11 protein-coding genes are annotated in these 18,079 nt (G+C 36.5%); all 11 read left to right on the top strand.

What is annotated here, in order from left to right; translation table 11 throughout:
• Positions 1-155: 155 nt before the first annotated feature.
• The 11 genes from AAC601_RS00955 to trxA all read left to right on the top strand — a co-directional run bounded on the left by AAC601_RS00955 (position 156) and on the right by trxA (position 18,054).
• On the top strand, positions 156-3,401 hold the full coding sequence (locus tag AAC601_RS00955; protein ID WP_340152227.1) for a UvrD-helicase domain-containing protein: 3,246 nt from the start codon (positions 156-158) through the stop codon (positions 3,399-3,401).
• 564 nt (positions 3,402-3,965) lie between these two features.
• The gene (locus AAC601_RS00960) at positions 3,966-6,791 is read left to right on the top strand and encodes a PD-(D/E)XK nuclease family protein (RefSeq protein WP_340152228.1); all 2,826 of its coding nucleotides are present in this window, start codon (positions 3,966-3,968) and stop codon (positions 6,789-6,791) included.
• A gap of 131 nt (positions 6,792-6,922) precedes the next feature.
• Positions 6,923-7,363 carry a peroxiredoxin gene (locus AAC601_RS00965; protein WP_340152229.1) on the top strand — a complete coding sequence of 147 codons (441 nt, stop codon included), beginning with the start codon at positions 6,923-6,925 and terminating at the stop codon, positions 7,361-7,363.
• Positions 7,364-7,437: 74 nt separating this feature from the next.
• The gene (locus tag AAC601_RS00970; RefSeq protein WP_340152230.1) at positions 7,438-7,869 is read left to right on the top strand and encodes a hypothetical protein; all 432 of its coding nucleotides are present in this window, start codon (positions 7,438-7,440) and stop codon (positions 7,867-7,869) included.
• Between the two features lie 79 nt (positions 7,870-7,948).
• Entirely contained in the window at positions 7,949-11,863 is a 3,915-nt protein-coding gene (locus tag AAC601_RS00975) for an efflux RND transporter permease subunit (RefSeq protein WP_340152231.1), read from the top strand.
• A 26-nt stretch (positions 11,864-11,889) separates the two neighbouring features.
• Positions 11,890-13,155 (top strand): TolC family protein, encoded by a 1,266-nt coding sequence (locus AAC601_RS00980; RefSeq protein ID WP_340152232.1) that lies wholly within the window; start codon positions 11,890-11,892, stop codon positions 13,153-13,155.
• 28 nt (positions 13,156-13,183) lie between these two features.
• The gene (locus tag AAC601_RS00985) at positions 13,184-14,896 is read left to right on the top strand and encodes an efflux RND transporter periplasmic adaptor subunit (RefSeq protein WP_303271936.1); all 1,713 of its coding nucleotides are present in this window, start codon (positions 13,184-13,186) and stop codon (positions 14,894-14,896) included.
• A gap of 84 nt (positions 14,897-14,980) precedes the next feature.
• Entirely contained in the window at positions 14,981-16,204 is a 1,224-nt protein-coding gene (locus tag AAC601_RS00990; protein WP_340152233.1) for a permease, read from the top strand.
• 44 nt (positions 16,205-16,248) lie between these two features.
• On the top strand, positions 16,249-16,962 hold the full coding sequence (locus tag AAC601_RS00995) for a hypothetical protein (RefSeq protein WP_340152234.1): 714 nt from the start codon (positions 16,249-16,251) through the stop codon (positions 16,960-16,962).
• A 28-nt stretch (positions 16,963-16,990) separates the two neighbouring features.
• The gene (locus AAC601_RS01000; RefSeq protein WP_340152235.1) at positions 16,991-17,518 is read left to right on the top strand and encodes a DUF3347 domain-containing protein; all 528 of its coding nucleotides are present in this window, start codon (positions 16,991-16,993) and stop codon (positions 17,516-17,518) included.
• 212 nt (positions 17,519-17,730) lie between these two features.
• Positions 17,731-18,054 carry a thioredoxin gene (trxA, locus tag AAC601_RS01005; protein ID WP_303271939.1) on the top strand — a complete coding sequence of 108 codons (324 nt, stop codon included), beginning with the start codon at positions 17,731-17,733 and terminating at the stop codon, positions 18,052-18,054.
• Positions 18,055-18,079 lie beyond the last annotated feature (25 nt).

Genomic DNA, 18,079 nt, shown 5'->3' on the forward strand with positions numbered 1-18,079 from the left:
CAAAATATAAATCATTCTTAAATTCTAGTTCAACTGGTGACATTGTTTCTGCAGTAGTAATTTCTATTGAATGCATCATCGCTTCAACAGTAATAATTATGAATATTATAAACTAACTTCTTTTAATTTATACCTACATCCCGTAAATTTCCTTTATGCACAAAGGAAATCTTTTCACAGTATATAAATCCTCAGCAGGTAGTGGTAAAACCTTTACGCTAACGAGAGAATACCTCAAGTTAGCTTTTAAAAATGCTGATCAGTTTAAAAGAATTTTAGCTGTAACTTTTACCAATAAGGCCACTCAGGAAATGAAAGAACGGATTATTCATAATTTGTTTGAATTTTCTGAGAATAGTGAAGGAGTGATGGCCAATCAGCTGAAAGACTTATTGGAGTTTTCAGATAGTGAATTGAGGACTCGGTCAAGACAATTATTAATTTCAATTCTACATAATTACAGCAGGTTTTCGGTCCAGACCATTGACCGGTTTTTTCAAAACGTTATGCGTTCATTTGCTCGCGAATTAAGCATCCAAGGCGATGGAGAACTTATGCTGAATACAGATGAAGTAAGGCAGTCCGTTTTGGATTTGTTGATGGAGGATATTAGTGATCCCAAACATGTAGCGCTCAAAAGTTGGGTGATTGATTTCTCGATCAATAAGCTTGAAGAGAAAGGTAGGTGGGATGTTAGAAGAGATATTCTTGCCTTTACTGAGGAGCTGATGAAGGATGATTTCAAGCTGATAGAAAGAGCTTTGAATGAAGAAATTTATGATTATCGAAGGCTGAAAATTTTCAAGGACAAATTGAACAAGATAATTGCGCAGTTTGAAAAGACTTTGGATGGAATCAGTAAAAAAGCCTTTCAGTTAATAGAGTCAAATGGGCTAGAAATCGCAGATTTTAGTTATGGAAATTCAGGAGCTATTAATTTTTTTAATAAAATTAGCGAAGAGACCAAAAATTATGATTTAGCTGATTTGGTAAAAGGAAGAGTAAAAACAGCGATAGAGTCGGAAGGTGAATCCTTAGCCTCAAAATCCTCCAAAAAGAAAGATTTGATTTTTAAAACGGCTTCAGATGGCTTGATGAATTCTTTCCAAGAGGCAATTGATTTCATAAAAAGGAATATAGGAGAATACCGTTCCGCTGAAAATATTCTTAAAAACATTTATTTATTAGGAATTACTCAGCATTTCAATCAACGAATGCAGGAATACAAAAAAGAGGAGGGTATTCAGTTCCTCTCTGATACCACTCAATTTCTAAATGAAATCATTGGTACCGATCCAACCGAAAGTCCGTTCGTTTATGAGAAAATGGGGAGTTTTTATGACCATTTCTTGATCGATGAGTTTCAGGATACATCTACTTTGCAATGGCAGAATTTTAAACCCTTAATTGAAAATTCACTAGCTGAAGGAAATGAAAATTTGGTGGTGGGAGATGTGAAGCAATCCATTTACCGCTGGAGAGGTGGTGATTGGAGATTGTTGTTAAAAGGATTGAGAGAGGACATTTCCCCTGCTTTTTATCAAGAAGAGGCATTGAGTCATAATTTCCGGAGCAAACCGAATATCATTGATTTTAATAATGATTTATTTACTGCTATGCCTGATTTGGTGAAGTTGAACGCGGTGAATAAAAACTCCAATGCTTTTACGAAAGAGGTTGAACATCTTTTGCAAGACATTCCTGATGCCTACAACGAAGTAGTGCAACAGAAGAAAAAAGACTATCCGTACAAGGGCTTTGTAGAGCTTCAGTTTTTTGAAGAAGAAGAAACGGAGGATGGAGAAAAATTGAGCTGGCAGACCAAGGCATTGGAAAAGTTTGTTCAAGATTTGGAGCGATTGCAGGATGCGGGTGTGAAATTACAGGATGTCGGAATATTGGTAAGGAAAAAGAAAGAGGGCATCGAAATTCAGGATTTTCTGGAGCATTATAAAAGCGAAAATCCTGATAAGGTACAGTATTATCAATATAATATAATCTCCGATGAAACTTTACTATTGTCAAGCGCTCATATTGTCAATTTCTTGCTGAACTGCTTTCAGTATTTGTATACAGAAGATAAAATTGCCCTTTCTCAAATTAAATTTTATTATCAGAAAATAATTCACAATGACGAATCACGCATTCACGATATTGTGAGAGTGAATAGTACGGATGAATTTTTACCTGCCGAATTTTTAACTTCTCAAAAAGATTTGATGAGTTTGAGTTTGTTGGAAATGAGTGAGCAGTTAATTCAACTGTTCCAGCTAAAGGAAATTAAAAAGGAAAAGGCCTATTTATCTGCCTTTCAGGATGTTTTATTGGACTTCGGAAATAAAGGTGGTATTCCTGATTTTATGGAGTGGTGGGAAGATAACAATCAATCTTATGCAATTAAATTGCAATCAGATGAGCATTCAGCACGATTGATGACCATCCATAAGTCAAAAGGATTGGAGTTTAAAATATGTATGATTCCCCTTTTGGAGTGGACCTTAAGTCCTAATCATTTGATGGCACCTACGCTTTGGGTGAACACAGAGGGAGGCCACTTTGCGGAAATCCCATACCTACCTATTAAGCATTCTTCCTCTTTAAAGGATTCTGATTTTGCTCGTTCTTATTGGGAAGAAGAAGTGCGGAGTTATCTGGATAATTTAAACTTAATGTACGTGGCCATGACAAGAGCTGGAGATGCACTCTTTATTAATTCTCATGCAAAGGCAAAATCAGGTTATATATCAAAACTACTTAGACAATTTTCGGAACAGCAAGAAGATTGGGAAGAAGCAGATATGAAATTGAGCTTAGGAAGTGAAGCAGATTTTGCTTTAATGGCAAAAGAGAAAAAAGCCGGTGCGGAAACTTTTGCTGTTAGTTCAGTGAATTTGACTTATTATGAAAGTCACAATTGGCATGATAAATTGAAAATCAAACATTCTTCTACTTTGCTGGCTGAGGATGCGGGTTTATCTAAAACAGATTTAGGGATCTATGTGCATGATATATTTTCTAAGTTGAATGATTTGCATGAGCTTCCCGAAATTTTGAAAAAGGTTAAGACAGAAAAGATGTTGAATAAGGAGGATTTTGATTCTATCCAAAAATTGGTGAAGGATAATCTTGAGAAAGACAGTATTTTATTACCTTGGTTTGAAACAGATTGGCAGGTGAAAACTGAGGTCCCTGTACTTTTGACAGATGGTTCTTTAATCCGATTGGACCGGGTTTTAATAAAGGAAAATGAAGCCAAGATCTTAGATTTTAAAACGGGTTTAAAATCAGAGCAGGATCATAAGCAAGTAAGCTTTTACAGAAATACTTTAAGGAAAATGGGTTACGAGAAAGTCACAGCCCACATCGCCTACCTTAATCCTTTGGAAATTATCGAGGTTTAGTTTTATATTTTAGATCTTGAAGTTTTGATTTCATAGGTACTAAAAAAAAGACTAGTGATATGTGTTCTGTGTGGGCAAGTAGAAGTACAAAACAGCGGGCCAACGGATGGATTTGGGATGTCCGCCAGCTGGCGGATTGTCTTGAATTTTTGCCAGCCAGAGGCTGACCAGCCTCTAGCTGATTTCTTTTTGTTCAAGTGCTGGCAGTGTATTGAACTGAACTTCAATGAAGATAACAAATTTCTGCTGTGTTAACGGAAGTGAGCGAGGGCTAAACAGCCTTTGGCTGTTCTTTTGTTTTCTTTTGATTCTTTTGTGGTTAAATTTCCAGCTTTAGCTGGTTTATAGTCTTGTTATATAGTAGCAAAAAGAAAGTAAAGTAAATTTGAAATGCTAATGAATAATTAATTTGAAAACTGGAATCATGGTAAATCTTAGCACTAAGATTTTATTTCCCAAGATTATTCCGAGTTTCCGAATCAAAAAAGAAAGAGCCCTTAAGATTTGTGAAAGTAAAGATTGATTTCTTTCATTAACATCTAAAAAGATTCTCATTATAAAACTATGCAAAACACATTTTTAGAAGAACTAGCCCAATCATTATTTCACAAACTAGGAAAAAACATTTCTAACTATACTGTTATTTTTCCTAATAGAAGGGCTGGTTTATTTTTTAATCGTGCACTACGAAAACTCATAGATCAACCCATTTGGGCACCTGAGGCCATGGCCATCGAAGATTTTGTTCGGCAAAAAAGTGATTTCGCAGTACCAGATCAATTGAGCTTAGTATTCTCATTGCATGAGGTATTCCAAAAGCATGCACCTTTTAAAGAAGATTTTGAGCAGTTTTATTTTTGGGGCGATATGCTGGTGAAAGATTTCAATGATGTCGATCACTACATGGCAGATGCCCGTCCTTTATTTGCAAATTTACTAGAATGGAAAAAGCTGGCGGATACTGATTTCTTAACCGAAGAGCAACTTCAATTAATTCAGAAATTTTGGAAGAGTTTTGAAGCCAAACCCAAAGATGCACAAGAAAAATTTGCCCGAAATTGGAATATTCTTTATCCGGTTTATAAGGATTTTAGGGATAAGCTAAAAGAAGAAAAGAAGGCTTACAATGGTATGCTATACAGAGATTATGCTGATAGGCTCAAGTCTGGACAAACAAAAATTTCAGGGCAACTGATTTTTGCGGGCTTCAATGCCTTGACCAAAACAGAGGAAATTATAATCTCTGAAGCGGTAAAAGAAGGAGCAGGTGTTTTTTGGGATATGGACGCCTATTATGCTTCTCCTGAAAACATTATGCAAGAAGCTGGAAATTTCTTTAGAGAATATGCCAATCATTCGGTTTTGGGGAAGACTTTTCCTACTTATATGCCCAATAGAATCATTGAGGAAACACCAGATATTAAAATAACTGAAGTAAAAGGAAATATTGCGCAAGCAAAATTTCTAGGACAGCTGCTTTCTGAACAAAATATAGAACAGCCTGAAAAAACCGCCATCATTTTGGGAGATGAAAGCTTGCTTTTTCCGGTTTTATATGCGCTGCCCGAATCTATTGAAAAAGTAAATGTTACCATGGGGTATCCTCTAAGATTTGCCTCGATTTATCAATTGATGAGTATTTGTCTTCATCTTCAAAAAAATAGAAGACAGGAAATCAATAAGCTCAGCTTTAATCATCGTGATGTATTGAAAGTTTTAAAACACCCTTTTGTGGGAAACTTGTTAGGGGAAGGAGTGAAAGCCAAAATTCAACAGATTGAACGGGATAATATCATAAGGCTAGAATTGAAGGATTTATATTCGGAGAAGGAAACGACAAATCCCCTCTTGGATATTTTATTTAAAGATGGTTCAGTTAATTATTTTCTTTATCTAAAAACCATTTTGCAATACGTTCACAGCGAGCAAATTGAATCTACAGAACAGGAGTTTATGGCTGAAATTTTTAAGCAAATCAATCAGCTTGAACAAATTGTGAGAGAATTTAAACTGGAATTGGACATTAATTCCTTTATCCGGTTATTTAATCGAATTATACAATCCATCCGAGTGCCGTTTTCTGGTGAGCCTTTAGAAGGTATCCAAATCATGGGAGTGCTAGAATCCAGAAATCTAGATTTTGAGCATATCTATTTCTTAAGCATAAGTGAAGATAATTTCCCTGGTGGTTCGAACAATCAATCCTTTATTCCTTATAACATTCGAAAGGCTTACGGATTACCCACTTTAGAGCAACGTGATTCCATTTATGCTTATTTATTTAATAGGCTCATGCAGCGAAGTCAGCAAATGCATTTGATTTACAATAGTGATAATAGTGGGGGAAAAGGTGGAGAGCCAAGTCGGTATCTTCTGCAATTGCAATACGAACTGGGGATTCAATCGCAAAAGGTGAAATTGCAAAGCTTAAATCAAGATCCGCAAGCAGCTGCTCCAGTACCAATTACTATAGAGAAGAGTGAGGATATACGAAAGATATTGAAGCTATACAGTTCAGAGAGGTTTCTATCTGCTTCTGCCTTAAAAATTTACTTGGACTGTAGATTACAATTCTATTTTCGTTACATAGCGGGTCTCAAAGAAAGAGATGAGGTTAGTGAAGATTTGGATGCGGCAGATTTCGGGAATATCCTTCACCATGTAATGGAAAAATTGTATGGAGAGGTGATCGGAGAAGTTTTAGATCCGAATAAGATTTACCTCCTGAAGAAAAATATAGATAAATTCATTAGGGAGGAGTTTGCTGAACTTTATGGTAAGAAAAGTGAGGAGTCAGATTTTGAGTTTGAAGGCAGAAATATCATCATAAGAGATGTGGTAAAACGAATGGTGGTTCAAATTTTAAATTATGATGCAAAAATTGCCCCTTTCTCTGTGAAAAAGGTAGAAGGAGAATTTGAACATACAGTACCATTAGATAATGGTGAAAAAATTCGTTTGAAAGGTTCAATAGACAGATTGGATGAGCAAGATAATACGATTCGAGTTATTGATTACAAATCAGGTGGTGATGAAGTAAAATTTTCAGACGTTGAAAGTTTATTCGATCGAGAGCATGATAAAAGAAATGGTGCTGCAATGCAGACCCTTATTTATTCTTATCTGTTTATCAGAAATGAAGAATATGATGGGGTGAAAAATGTGGTACCAGGTTTGTATAATGGGAAGGGTTTATTCAAGTCAGACTTTTCGGAGAAATTGAAATTGGCTGGTAAAGATTTGAATAGGGCAGAAGTATTAATGGAGGAATTTGAAAAAGGATTAAAGGAAGTTTTATCTGAGATTTTTATCAGTGACCAAGCTTTTAATCAAACGGATAAATTAGAAAAATGTGCTTACTGTCCCTACAAAACGATTTGCAATCGTTGAAAAAAGCAACACGCTCTTCAACGTGTTGCCAAACCTAATTGAACATGAAAACTAAATTATTATCTAAAATAACTCGTTTCAATAACCATTTTACTTTCAAATAGTTTGAAGAAGGTAAAAAATATTTTCTTATGCCATTAAAAGAACAGCAGAAAGCACCAGAATTTGAATTAGCATCAACTTCAGGTACAGATTTTAAATTATCTGAACAAGTTGGAGAACCCATTATATTGTTTTTCTATCCAAAGAATTTCACCAAAGTATGTACTGCTGAGGTATGTGAATTTAGAGACGCATTTTCTGAATTCAGAGATTTGAAGGTAAAAGTCGTTGGGGTTAGCCAAGACTCGATTTCTTCCCACCATAAATTTAGAAAGGAAAATAAGTTACCCTTCGAATTATTAAGTGACCCAAAAGGTCGAGTCGCAAAACTGTATAAGGCAACAGTGCCCGTGATAGGAATGAATAGGAGGATAACTTACTTGTTAGACAAGGATTTGAGAATTAAAGCAGTGTACGAAAATATGTTTACAGCCGATCAGCATGTAAAGCAGATGTTAGAGCAAATGTAAATCTTTGTTTATCAAGATTCTGTACTTTTTAATTTCAGAAAAACCTTTTAAATTTACGAACGTAATTAAAGATTGTGTTAAAGCAGAAATCCATATTGGCCATCTCATTATCAGTGTTGATTCTCAGCACTAGTTTAGGAGCAGTAATGTACAAGCATTATTATGGTGATGCGCTACAAGAAGTGGCTTTTGCTGAACCAGATAGTCATTGTACACATCATGCTGAGCATAATGAAATGCCTCCTTGTCACAAGCATGAATCAGAAAAGGAAGGCTGCTGTACAACTGAATCACAACAAATAGCAACGGAAGATATCCAGCAGCAGAAGGAGAGTAACTCTGTTTTGAAAACAGGTTCTTCATTTGTTTCTGTAATTTATGTGTTGGTTAATTACTTATTTTCCAATCCACTGGATTCTCAAGCTCAATCAGCAATTCTGATTTTTGACAGTCCACCGCTCTACAAAGCACCACTACAAGTTCTTTATCAAAGCTTTTTGATTTAATAAAACCATTGTTTTAAACCACTTATCGGGGAAGTTATTTCCATCGATGAAATTTCTATGTTTAAATCAATGATTTTTTATGTTAAATCGAATTATCAAATTTTTCTTATACAATAAGTTAGTTACTTTCTTATTTCTGGCATTATTACTTGCATGGGGCGTGGCTGTAGCGCCCTTCAGTTGGAATATTAATTTCCTACCTTCTGATCCTGTTCCGGTAGATGCTATTCCTAACTATGGCGAAAATCAGCAAATAGTATTTACAGAATGGAAAGGTCGTTCCCCTCAGGATATTGAAGATCAAATCTCTTATCCCTTGACAACCTATTTGCTTGGGGTTCCAGGGGTGAAAACGATCAGAAGTTCTTCCATTTTCGGCTTTTCCAGCATCTATATTATTTTCGATGAGGACAAAGAATTTTATTGGACTCGTTCCCGAATTCTGGAGAAGCTTAACTCAATTCCTAGTGGGCTATTGCCAGATGCCGTTCAGCCAGCCTTGGGTCCGGATGCGACCTCCCTGGGTCAGGTTTATTGGTACACTATAGAAGGGAGAGATGAAAAAGGTAATGCTTCTGGTGGTTGGGATTTAGACGAAATCCGTTCGGTTCAGGATTTTTATGTGAAATATGGATTGAATGCCGCGGAAGATGTTTCAGAAGTGGCTTCTATTGGAGGTTTTGTGAAAGAATATCAAATCAATGTAGATCCTAACGCCCTAAAAATCTATGATATTTCACTCTCCACAGTGATGAGCGCAGTTAGAAACTCCAATAGAGACGCTGGCGCTAAAACGATCGAAATTAATCAGGCCGAATACTTAGTCAGAGGTTTAGGTTACATTGAAAATATAGAAGATATAGAATTGGCAGTAGTGGCAATTAACGATAATACTCCTATTCGAATTAAAGACATTGCAAAAGTCTCTTTAGGTCCTGCCACTCGGAGAGGAGTGTTGGATAAAGATGGAGCAGAAGTAGTAGGAGGAGTGGTCGTTGCGCGTTATGGAGCTAATCCTTTACAGGTAATTAATAATGTAAAGGATAAAATTGAAGAGATTTCACAGGGCCTTCCATCCAAGATTTTAGCAGATGGTCGAAAGAGTCAATTGACGATCGTCCCATTTTATGATCGGTCTGAGTTGATTTATGAAACTTTGGGGACGCTTGAAGATGCCTTGAGCTTGCAAATTCTGATTTCCATACTGGTCATTACAATATCAGTTTACCGTCTGAGAGCCTCACTTTTAATTTCATCCTTATTGCCGATTGCCGTTTTAATGGTGTTCATAGCCATGCGCTATTCCGGAGTAGATGCCAACATAGTGGCACTTTCTGGAATTGCCATCGCCATAGGAACTATGGTAGATTTAGGCATTATTCTGACAGAAAATGTAATCAAACATTTGGATGATGCCCCAAAAGATCAAAAACTTATCACTACGATTTATAACGGAGCTGCCGAAGTCTCTGGTGCTATTCTAACTGCGGTTTCTACTACTATCGTGAGTTTTATTCCAGTATTTACCTTACAAGCAGCAGAGGGTAAATTGTTTAGTCCTTTAGCTTTCACTAAGACATTTGCTTTGATAGCAGCGCTACTAGTAAGCTTGTTGATATTGCCAGCATTAGCACATGTGTTTTTCGGTTTCAAAATTAAAAATGCTTGGTTGAAGAAATTATCAAATCCTGTTCTGATCTTTTTAGGATTAACAGCTTTGGTACTGGGCCATACGTGGGCTGGGGTTGTGGTACTGCTTTTCGGACTATTAGGTTTAGCAAAGCAAGTCATAGAGAAGAAAGAAGTTAAACTGACGAATTTTATTCAGTGGTCGTTGAAGCATTCTGATTTGATTATTGCTCTTTTCGCAGTTTTGTGGTTGTTGGCTGATTACTGGCTACCCCTTGGACCTGCTAAATCTATCCTCACTAATTTCATTTTTGTAGCTGTTATCGTGGGAATTATTTTAACGCTGTTTATTCTTATTGAAGCGTATTATGAAAGAATCTTAAGCGTTTGTCTTGACAATAAGAAGGTCTTTTTATCGATACCAAGCTTTTTTATTCTTTTAGGAATTGTAATTTGGTTAGGCTTTAATACTGTTTTCGGCTTCCTAGCCACAGGATTTGAGAAAGTAGGTGTAAAATTAGATAAAACTAGAGGCTGGACATTCTTGTCCTCAACCTTCCCAGGGATTGGTGAAGAATTTATGCCAACATTAGATGAGGGGAGCTTTTTGCTAATGCCAACTTCCATGCCTCATTCAGGTGTTGAATATAATAGGAAAGTATTAGGTCAGCTAGATATGATGTTGACCAATATTCCAGAAGTAGAGCTGACTGTTGGCAAGTTAGGTCGAGTAGAATCTGCATTGGATCCTGCCCCGGTTTCCATGTTTGAGAATGTCATCAATTACAAACCTGAATACATTTTAAATCAGAAAGGGAAGAGGCAACGATTCAAAATGAATGCAAATGATGACTTTTATATCAAGTCTGACAACGGATTATCGCAGCTTGATTCAAATGAGAGAAAAATATTTTTTGATCCTAAGAGCAGAAAATTTGTAGATCAAGAGGCAAATGAATTTGAAAAGGAATTGCAAGATGAAATTTCACTTTCAATTGATGGAGAATTTGAAAATTATTTGATCACAGATTCTGACGGGCAATATTTTAGGAATTGGAGAGAGAAGATCAAAAGTCCTGATGATATCTGGAATGAAATTGAGAAAGTAACCAATATTCCTGGCGTTACTTCAGCACCAAAACTACAGCCAATAGAAACACGGCTAGTAATGTTACAAACTGGAATGAGGGCTCCTATGGGAATTAAGGTTTTCGGACCCGACCTGAAAACTATAGAATCCTTTTCATTGCAATTAGAGAATATCCTTAAAGAAGTGCCTTCTGTTAAATCCGAAGCAGTTTTTGCCGACAGAATAGTGGGGAAGCCTTATATGCTGCTCAATATTAACAGAGAAGAAATTGTCCGCTATGGCTTAAGTATTGAGGATGTTCAGCAATTTATTGAAACGGCAATTGGGGGAATGACAATCACGAACACAGTAGAGGGAAGGGAACGTTTTCCTGTCAGAGTGAGATATCCTCGAGAACTTCGGGAGAGTCCGGAAGAACTTTCTCGAATGTTGATTTCTACTCCATCAGGAGCTCAAATCCCATTAGGTCAAATATTAGATATTGAATACGAACGTGGTCCTCAAGCTATTAAAAGTGAGAATACATTTTTAGTGGGCTATGTGCTGTTCGATAAAAGGGATGGTTTTGCCGAAGTAACAGCAGTGGAAGATTCTAGAAAGCTGATTGAGCAAAAAATTGATGAAGGTGAATTAGTGGTTCCGAAAGGCGTGAATTACATATTTTCAGGAAGCTATGAAAATCAAGTGCGCGCTGAGAAAAGGTTAAGCATTATTGTGCCGATTGTGTTATTGGTGATTTTCCTCATTCTGTATTTTCAGTTTAAATCTGTTTTGACCAGTTTAATGGTCTTCGCAGGCATTGCGCTGGCATTTAGCGGTGGCTTCATAATGCTATGGTTATACGGGCAAGATTGGTTTTTCAATTTCGAGTGGTTTGATATCAATTTCAGATCATTATTTCAAATCAGCACTATCAATTTGAGTGTTGCAGTTTGGGTTGGCTTTATTGCCCTTTTTGGAATCGCAACAGATGATGGGGTAGTAATGGCAACATACCTTGATCAGAGTTTCAATAAAAATAAGACTGATAATATCAAAGGAATTAGGAGTGCAGTGATTGAAGCAGGTAAAAAGCGGATTAAACCGGCAGTCATGACTTCAACCACAACGATAATCGCTTTGCTCCCCATTCTAACCTCAACTGGCAAAGGTTCTGATATCATGGTGCCGATGGCAATTCCTGCTTTTGGTGGAATGTTAATGGCATCTTTAACATACTTTTTGATTCCTGTGCTTTATGCATTAAAGGAGGAAAGTAAAATAAAAAAATCCTAAAAGAAAGAACTTTAAAGTAAGCAAAAATGAGACATCTATATATTTTAAAATATTTCAAGTTATTTTTGTCGATTTGTTTCTTGGCGTTGCTATCGTTTTCCACAAATGGGCAGGATAGCACGAATAGGCTAGATTCTTTTTTTAAAATCGCAGTAGAAAACAATCCTAAATTACAGGCTGAATATAAAGCTTACGAAGCGGCACTGCAGAAGCTCCCTCAAGCATCTTCTCTGCCAGACCCTAACTTATCCATCGGCTATTTTGTATCTCCTGTGGAGACCCGGGTGGGGCCGCAGCTGGCACGCTTTAGCTTAACGCAAATGTTTCCCTGGTTTGGAACTCTTAAAGCGCAGAAAAATGTAGTGGCTTTAGAAGCTGAAGCCAGATTTCAATCTTTTTTGGATACAAGGAATAAGTTGTATTGGGAGGTAGCTGCTAAATACTATCCGATTTACGAATTACAAAAGCTAAAGCAAATCGAGCATGAGAACATTGAGATTTTGAAATCTTATAAATCACTAGCAGAGGGGAAATTTAGCAGTTCAAATGCCAGTATGGTAGATGTTCTAAGAGTGGATATTATGATAGATGATGCCAAAACTAATCTTGAAATCTTAAAACAAAAAGAGAAGTCTTTGGCAACAGCCCTTCAAAATGTGCTTAATGCTGAGGTTGTGATTAAAATTCCAGATACTTTGAATGCAATAGATTTTCAGCCTTCAATGGTAAAAGATTCGCTTTTTGATCAGCATCCACTGATGCAGTCTTTAGAATATAAGTTACAATCTGCCAAGGCCAATGAGAAGTTAGCATCAAAGCAAGGCTTGCCAAAAATTGGTCTTGGGTTGGATTATGTGATAGTAGGGGAAAGGCAAGACATGGGTTTGGCTGATAATGGTAAAGATGTATTCATGCCTATGGTTAGTGTGAGTTTACCAATTTTTAGAAAGAAATATAATGCCCAAAAGAAAGAAGCACAACTCCTGCAGGAGAGCTATTCCTTACTAAAGCAAAACGTCAAAAATCAGTTGGATACGGAATATGAATCTACTGTTTTTGAAATAGAGGAACAGCTGGAACTCTTGAACTTATATGAAAGGCAAATCAAAAAGACAGAAAGCACATTGGAAATTATTTGGAAGACCTATGCCAATTCAGGGGCTGATTTTGAGGAGGTTTTACGAATTCAGCAACAGTTTTTAAAATACCGAAGGTTGAAAGCAAATGCTGAATCTGAATTCAACATAAGCATGCAGAAATATGAATACCTAATTTCAAATTCAACTAATTAAAGGATTCCACCACCAGAAAATATCAATCATGAAAAACACTAAAACAATTATATTAGTCATCCTAATCAGTGTTGTTGCTGGAGGTATACTTGGCTACTTCATCAGCACATCAAGTCATCAGCACATCAATACATCGGATAATCAGCAGATCGAAGAATCGGTTCCTGAAGTCTGGACTTGCTCAATGCACCCCTCGGTCAGACAAAACGAACCAGGAGACTGTCCAATTTGTGGGATGGACCTTATTCCTTTAGATGAATCTAACAGTGATGTACTGAGCCCAGATGCTGTGAGTATGTCAGCTACTGCTATGCAATTGGCGCAGGTGAGCACCGCTAAGGTCCAGCGCAAATCAATTGAAAAGGATATTCGAGTGACAGGAAAAATCCAGGCGAATGAAAAGCAAAATTATTCGCTTTCCGCACATTTTCCGGGCAGAATAGAAAATTTGAGATTGAATTACACAGGTGAATATGTCAGAAAAGGGCAAGTTATTGCTACCCTATATTCTCCGGATCTATTGACGGCTCAAGAGGAATTGCTTCAAGCCTATAATGATCGGGAAATGCAGCCAAGCTTATTTGAAGCTGCCATAGAGAAACTGAAAAATTGGAAGTTAAATGATGCGCAGATTGAGAAGATTATTGATTTAGGTAGGCCCAGAGAGCAATTTGAAATTATGGCTGATTTTTCAGGTTATGTAACTGAAAAGAAAGTGAAGGAAGGGGACTATGTGCAGAAGGGGCAATCACTTTTTCAGTTGAATAATTTCTCCAAAGTTTGGGTAGTCTTTGATGTATATGAGCAAGATATCCCTTTTGTTGAACTTGGAAGCAAAGTGGATTTCAAAATTGCTTCTTTTCCCAATGAAGAATTTTCGGGAAAGATCGACTTTATTAATCCAACATTGAGTGCTCAAAGTAGAGTAGCGGAGGCAAGAGCTGATATTCAAAATACTGATGGAAAATTGAAACCTGAGATGCTCGTTTCAGGCCAAATAAATTATGAGAATCAAGCTAGATCTGTTGTGGTTATACCTAAGTCGGCAGTAATGTGGACTGGCAAAAAATCTGTGGTTTATGTGCAAGAGCACACGGAAAAGGGAATAAGCTTTGTAATGAGGGGAATCGACTTAGGATTGCCTTTGAATGATGAATATGTAATTGAAAGTGGATTAGCAGAAGGAGAAGAGATCGCTGTTCAGGGAGCGTTTAGTATTGATGCAGCTGCTCAACTTGCAGGTAAGCCAAGTATGATGAGTGCTGAAAGGCAGGATGATTTTGCTGTTGAGATCTCAGATGAGGCACAAGCCGAATTACGAAGACTATACCCTTCCTATTTTCAATTAAAAGAAGCGTTGACTAAAGATGATTTTCAGTCTGCTTTAGCTCGAGCTAAGGAATTGAAATCAGTTTATCAAAAAATTGATATGCAGGCATTTCAGGATGATGTTCATGACAAATGGATGGGCTATCATGCTAAGATGGAAAAAGTGCTGGAGCATATTCATCATCATGATGATATTGAAAGCTTACGGAAGAATTTTATTGCACTTTCCGACTGGATGATTGAAATGACGGAGACCTTTAGTCCCACTAGGGAGAAGCTATATTTACAACATTGCCCCATGGCTGACAATGACCAGGGCGCAGATTGGCTTAGTATGGAAGAAGAGATTGTGAATCCTTATTTCGGATCTAGCATGCTAACATGTGGTGAGGTTGAAAAGGTGATAAATTAAGTTGTTTTTCAAGACTTTTGGTATTGAAACGATTTCTATGCTTTTTTTCAAAAAGATAAATTTTATGAACTAAAATTAATTTTTATGAATGATTTTTTAATAAAGTGGGGTGAAGCTGCTAACACCTCAATTGGCTTTTTTTGGATGGCACTGTGGGCATTTATTCTAGGATATGCCTTGAGTAGTATGATCCAGGTATTTGTGACCGAAGAGAGAATGCAGAAAACGATGGGAGGAAGCGGAGCTAAATCGGTTTTTCTGGGAACCTTTTTTGGGTTTATTAGTAGTTCCTGCAGTTTTTCAGCTTTGGCATCTGCTAAATCTCTTTTTAAGAAGGGAGCCAGTTTTATATCATCTTTAGCTTTCATGTTGTCTTCTACCAATTTGGTGATAGAACTGGGTATTGTCATCTCTATTTTTCTGGGTTGGCAATTTGTAGTGGGAGAGTATGTAGGAGGTGTAATTTTAATATTATTTAGTTGGCTATTAGTCCGGCTTATTAACCCTTCTAAATTAATTAAGAAGGCTAAAGATAATTTAGGTTCTGCAGAGGAAGGGGATGTTGAAAAAGTAAGCTTTAAAGACAAGATTAAATCACAGAAAGAGTGGGCGAAAGTTGGGAAGCAATATTTCATGGAATGGAAAATGGTATGGAAAGATGTTACCATCGGCTTTACCATTGCAGGAATAGTGGCAGCTTTTGTGCCCGACAGCTTTTTTGAAACTTTATTTATTAATACCGGAAATGGCGAAGAATCATTTTCCTTTTTTACACTTCTAGAGCACGTTGTGATTGGCCCTGTAGCAGCATTTTTAACTTTTATTGGATCTATGGGGAATATTCCTTTAGCCGCATTGTTGTTTGGTAAGGGAGTGAGTTTTGCAGGAGTAATGGCTTTTATCTTTAGTGATTTGGTAGTCTTTCCAGTTTTAAGAATTAATGCCAAATACTACGGATGGCGGATGAGTTTTTTTATACTCTTCCTTTTATTTGCTTCATTAATAGTTGCTTCTTTAGGTCTTCACTATGGATTTGACCTTTTAAATATGTTGCCTGATCCTGCCTCAATTTCTATAATGGAGCAATCATTTTTTAAAGTTGATTATACCTTATTTATGAATATCGGATTCTTTATTGTATCAGGTGTTTTGATTTACTTCGGTTTTGTGAAAGGTAAAAACATCATGCATCATAAAGAGATGGCACCAAAAAGTCCTGTACTGGAAAAGACCTTGAAATACTTATCTTTTGTGGCCTATCTTTGGTTGCTCGTAGGTGTTGGTATTGAGTATTTGTATATTAATTAAGCGAACATTATAAAATGATATTAACCTAATTTTAAGATAGTTAATTGAGAAAGAACAATAAATATTATATAAGAAGAGCACATCGTTTTTTAGGCGTTACAATTGGAGTTCAATTTTTATTTTGGACCATCAGCGGGCTTTATTTCACCTGGACAGATTTAGATGAAATTCATGGTGATCATTTTCTTGCGGAGACATCGAACCAGAATTCACCAACTTTGCAAAGCATGAAGTTAACATCTGATTCTTTAGATATCCATAGTTTAGAATTGAAGTTTGTGAATCAAGTGGCCTATTTTTGGGTAAATGATTCCATTCTCATTAATACTGAAAATGGAAATTCCAAAAAGCAAATTTCAGCAGGAGAAGCAAGGGCTATAGCAAGATCAAATATCAAGTCTGAATATGAAATACAAGCGGTGAGTTTTCTGACGGAGACAGATGCTCATCATGAATTCAGAGGCAGAAGCTTACCTGTTTGGCAAATTGATTTTAAAGGTTCAAAAAACCTGACGGCATATATTGACGCTCAAAATGGTGATTTTCATACAGTACGTCATCGTGACTGGCGCTGGTTTGATTTTCTGTGGATGACGCACACCATGGATTATGAAACCCGAGATGATTTCAATAATACTTTAATTCGAGCATTCTCCGTTTTTGGATTGCTCACAGTGAGTTCGGGCTTTTTATTATTTTTCGTCACCGCTAAGACCAAGCGTAGGAAAAAATCTAAAAATTCAATTAATAAATTTTAAATTTGTAACCAGTGTAAATTTTGATAAAATGAAAAAAGTAGTTTTAAGTTTAGTAGCATTCACAGTGATAACCTTAGGATGCAGTCAGGAAAAAAAATCAGAAGATCAAGCAAGTCAAGAACCTAAAAAGGAAGAAAAGGTAATGCAAGCGTCTACTTCTGAAGTTAGTTCAGAGCAGTTGAAAAGTATCTTGTCTTCGTATTTTAATGTTAAAGATGCTTTAGTGAAGACTGATGCAAAAGAAGCAAAATCTGCTTTAGCAAAGTTGTTGGAGAGTGTTGGTTCGGAATTCGAGCAGATTAAGTCTTTAACAAAAGAAATGCACAACCAAGAAGATGTGGAAGAAATCCGTTCTGGTTTTGATGACCTAAGTCAAGAGGTTTATACTTTAGTTAAAGAGAATGCAGAAAGCAAAGATCAAAAAGTATATAAGCAATTTTGCCCAATGGCATTCAACAACGAAGGCGCATTTTGGTTAAGTGACAAAGAAGAAATCCGTAATCCTTATTTTGGTGATAAAATGTTGAAGTGCGGTAAGGTTGAGGAAGAGTTGTAAATAGAAAATTCTGATAAGCGAATCAATTTTATCAATTTATTTCATTGATTTTAGCTTTATGAAGGGGTTTTTAAAATTTGATGTACTGTAAACCCTAGAGAATAGTCGCGGATGTGACATTTGTTACTGAAATAGAAATGTGTGTAGCAACAATTTTTTCTATCTTTACGTTTTGAAACACACAATAAGAAATTAATTAAATAGAAAATAAGATGGCAAGTACTGTAGAAATAACTGACAGCAATTTTGAAGAAATATTAAAATCAGACCAACCAGTATTGGTTGACTTCTGGGCAGAGTGGTGTGGACCATGTAAAATGATTGGCCCATTAGTAGAGGAATTAGCAGGTGATTACGATGGAAAAGCGGTTATAGGTAAAGTAAATGTTGATGAAAATCCTAATGTGTCTGCTAAGTTCGGAATCAGGAGCATTCCTACTTTGTTGGTTTTCAAAGGAGGAGAAGTTGTGGATAAGCAAATTGGTGCAGTTCCAAAACAGGTTTTAGCTGACAAAATTAATGCTCAAATGGCTTAATAAGCTAAATTAAAATATCATAAAA

This window comes from uncultured Marivirga sp. (assembly GCF_963974845.1).
GTDB classification, from domain to species: Bacteria; Bacteroidota; Bacteroidia; order Cytophagales; family Cyclobacteriaceae; genus Marivirga; species Marivirga harenae.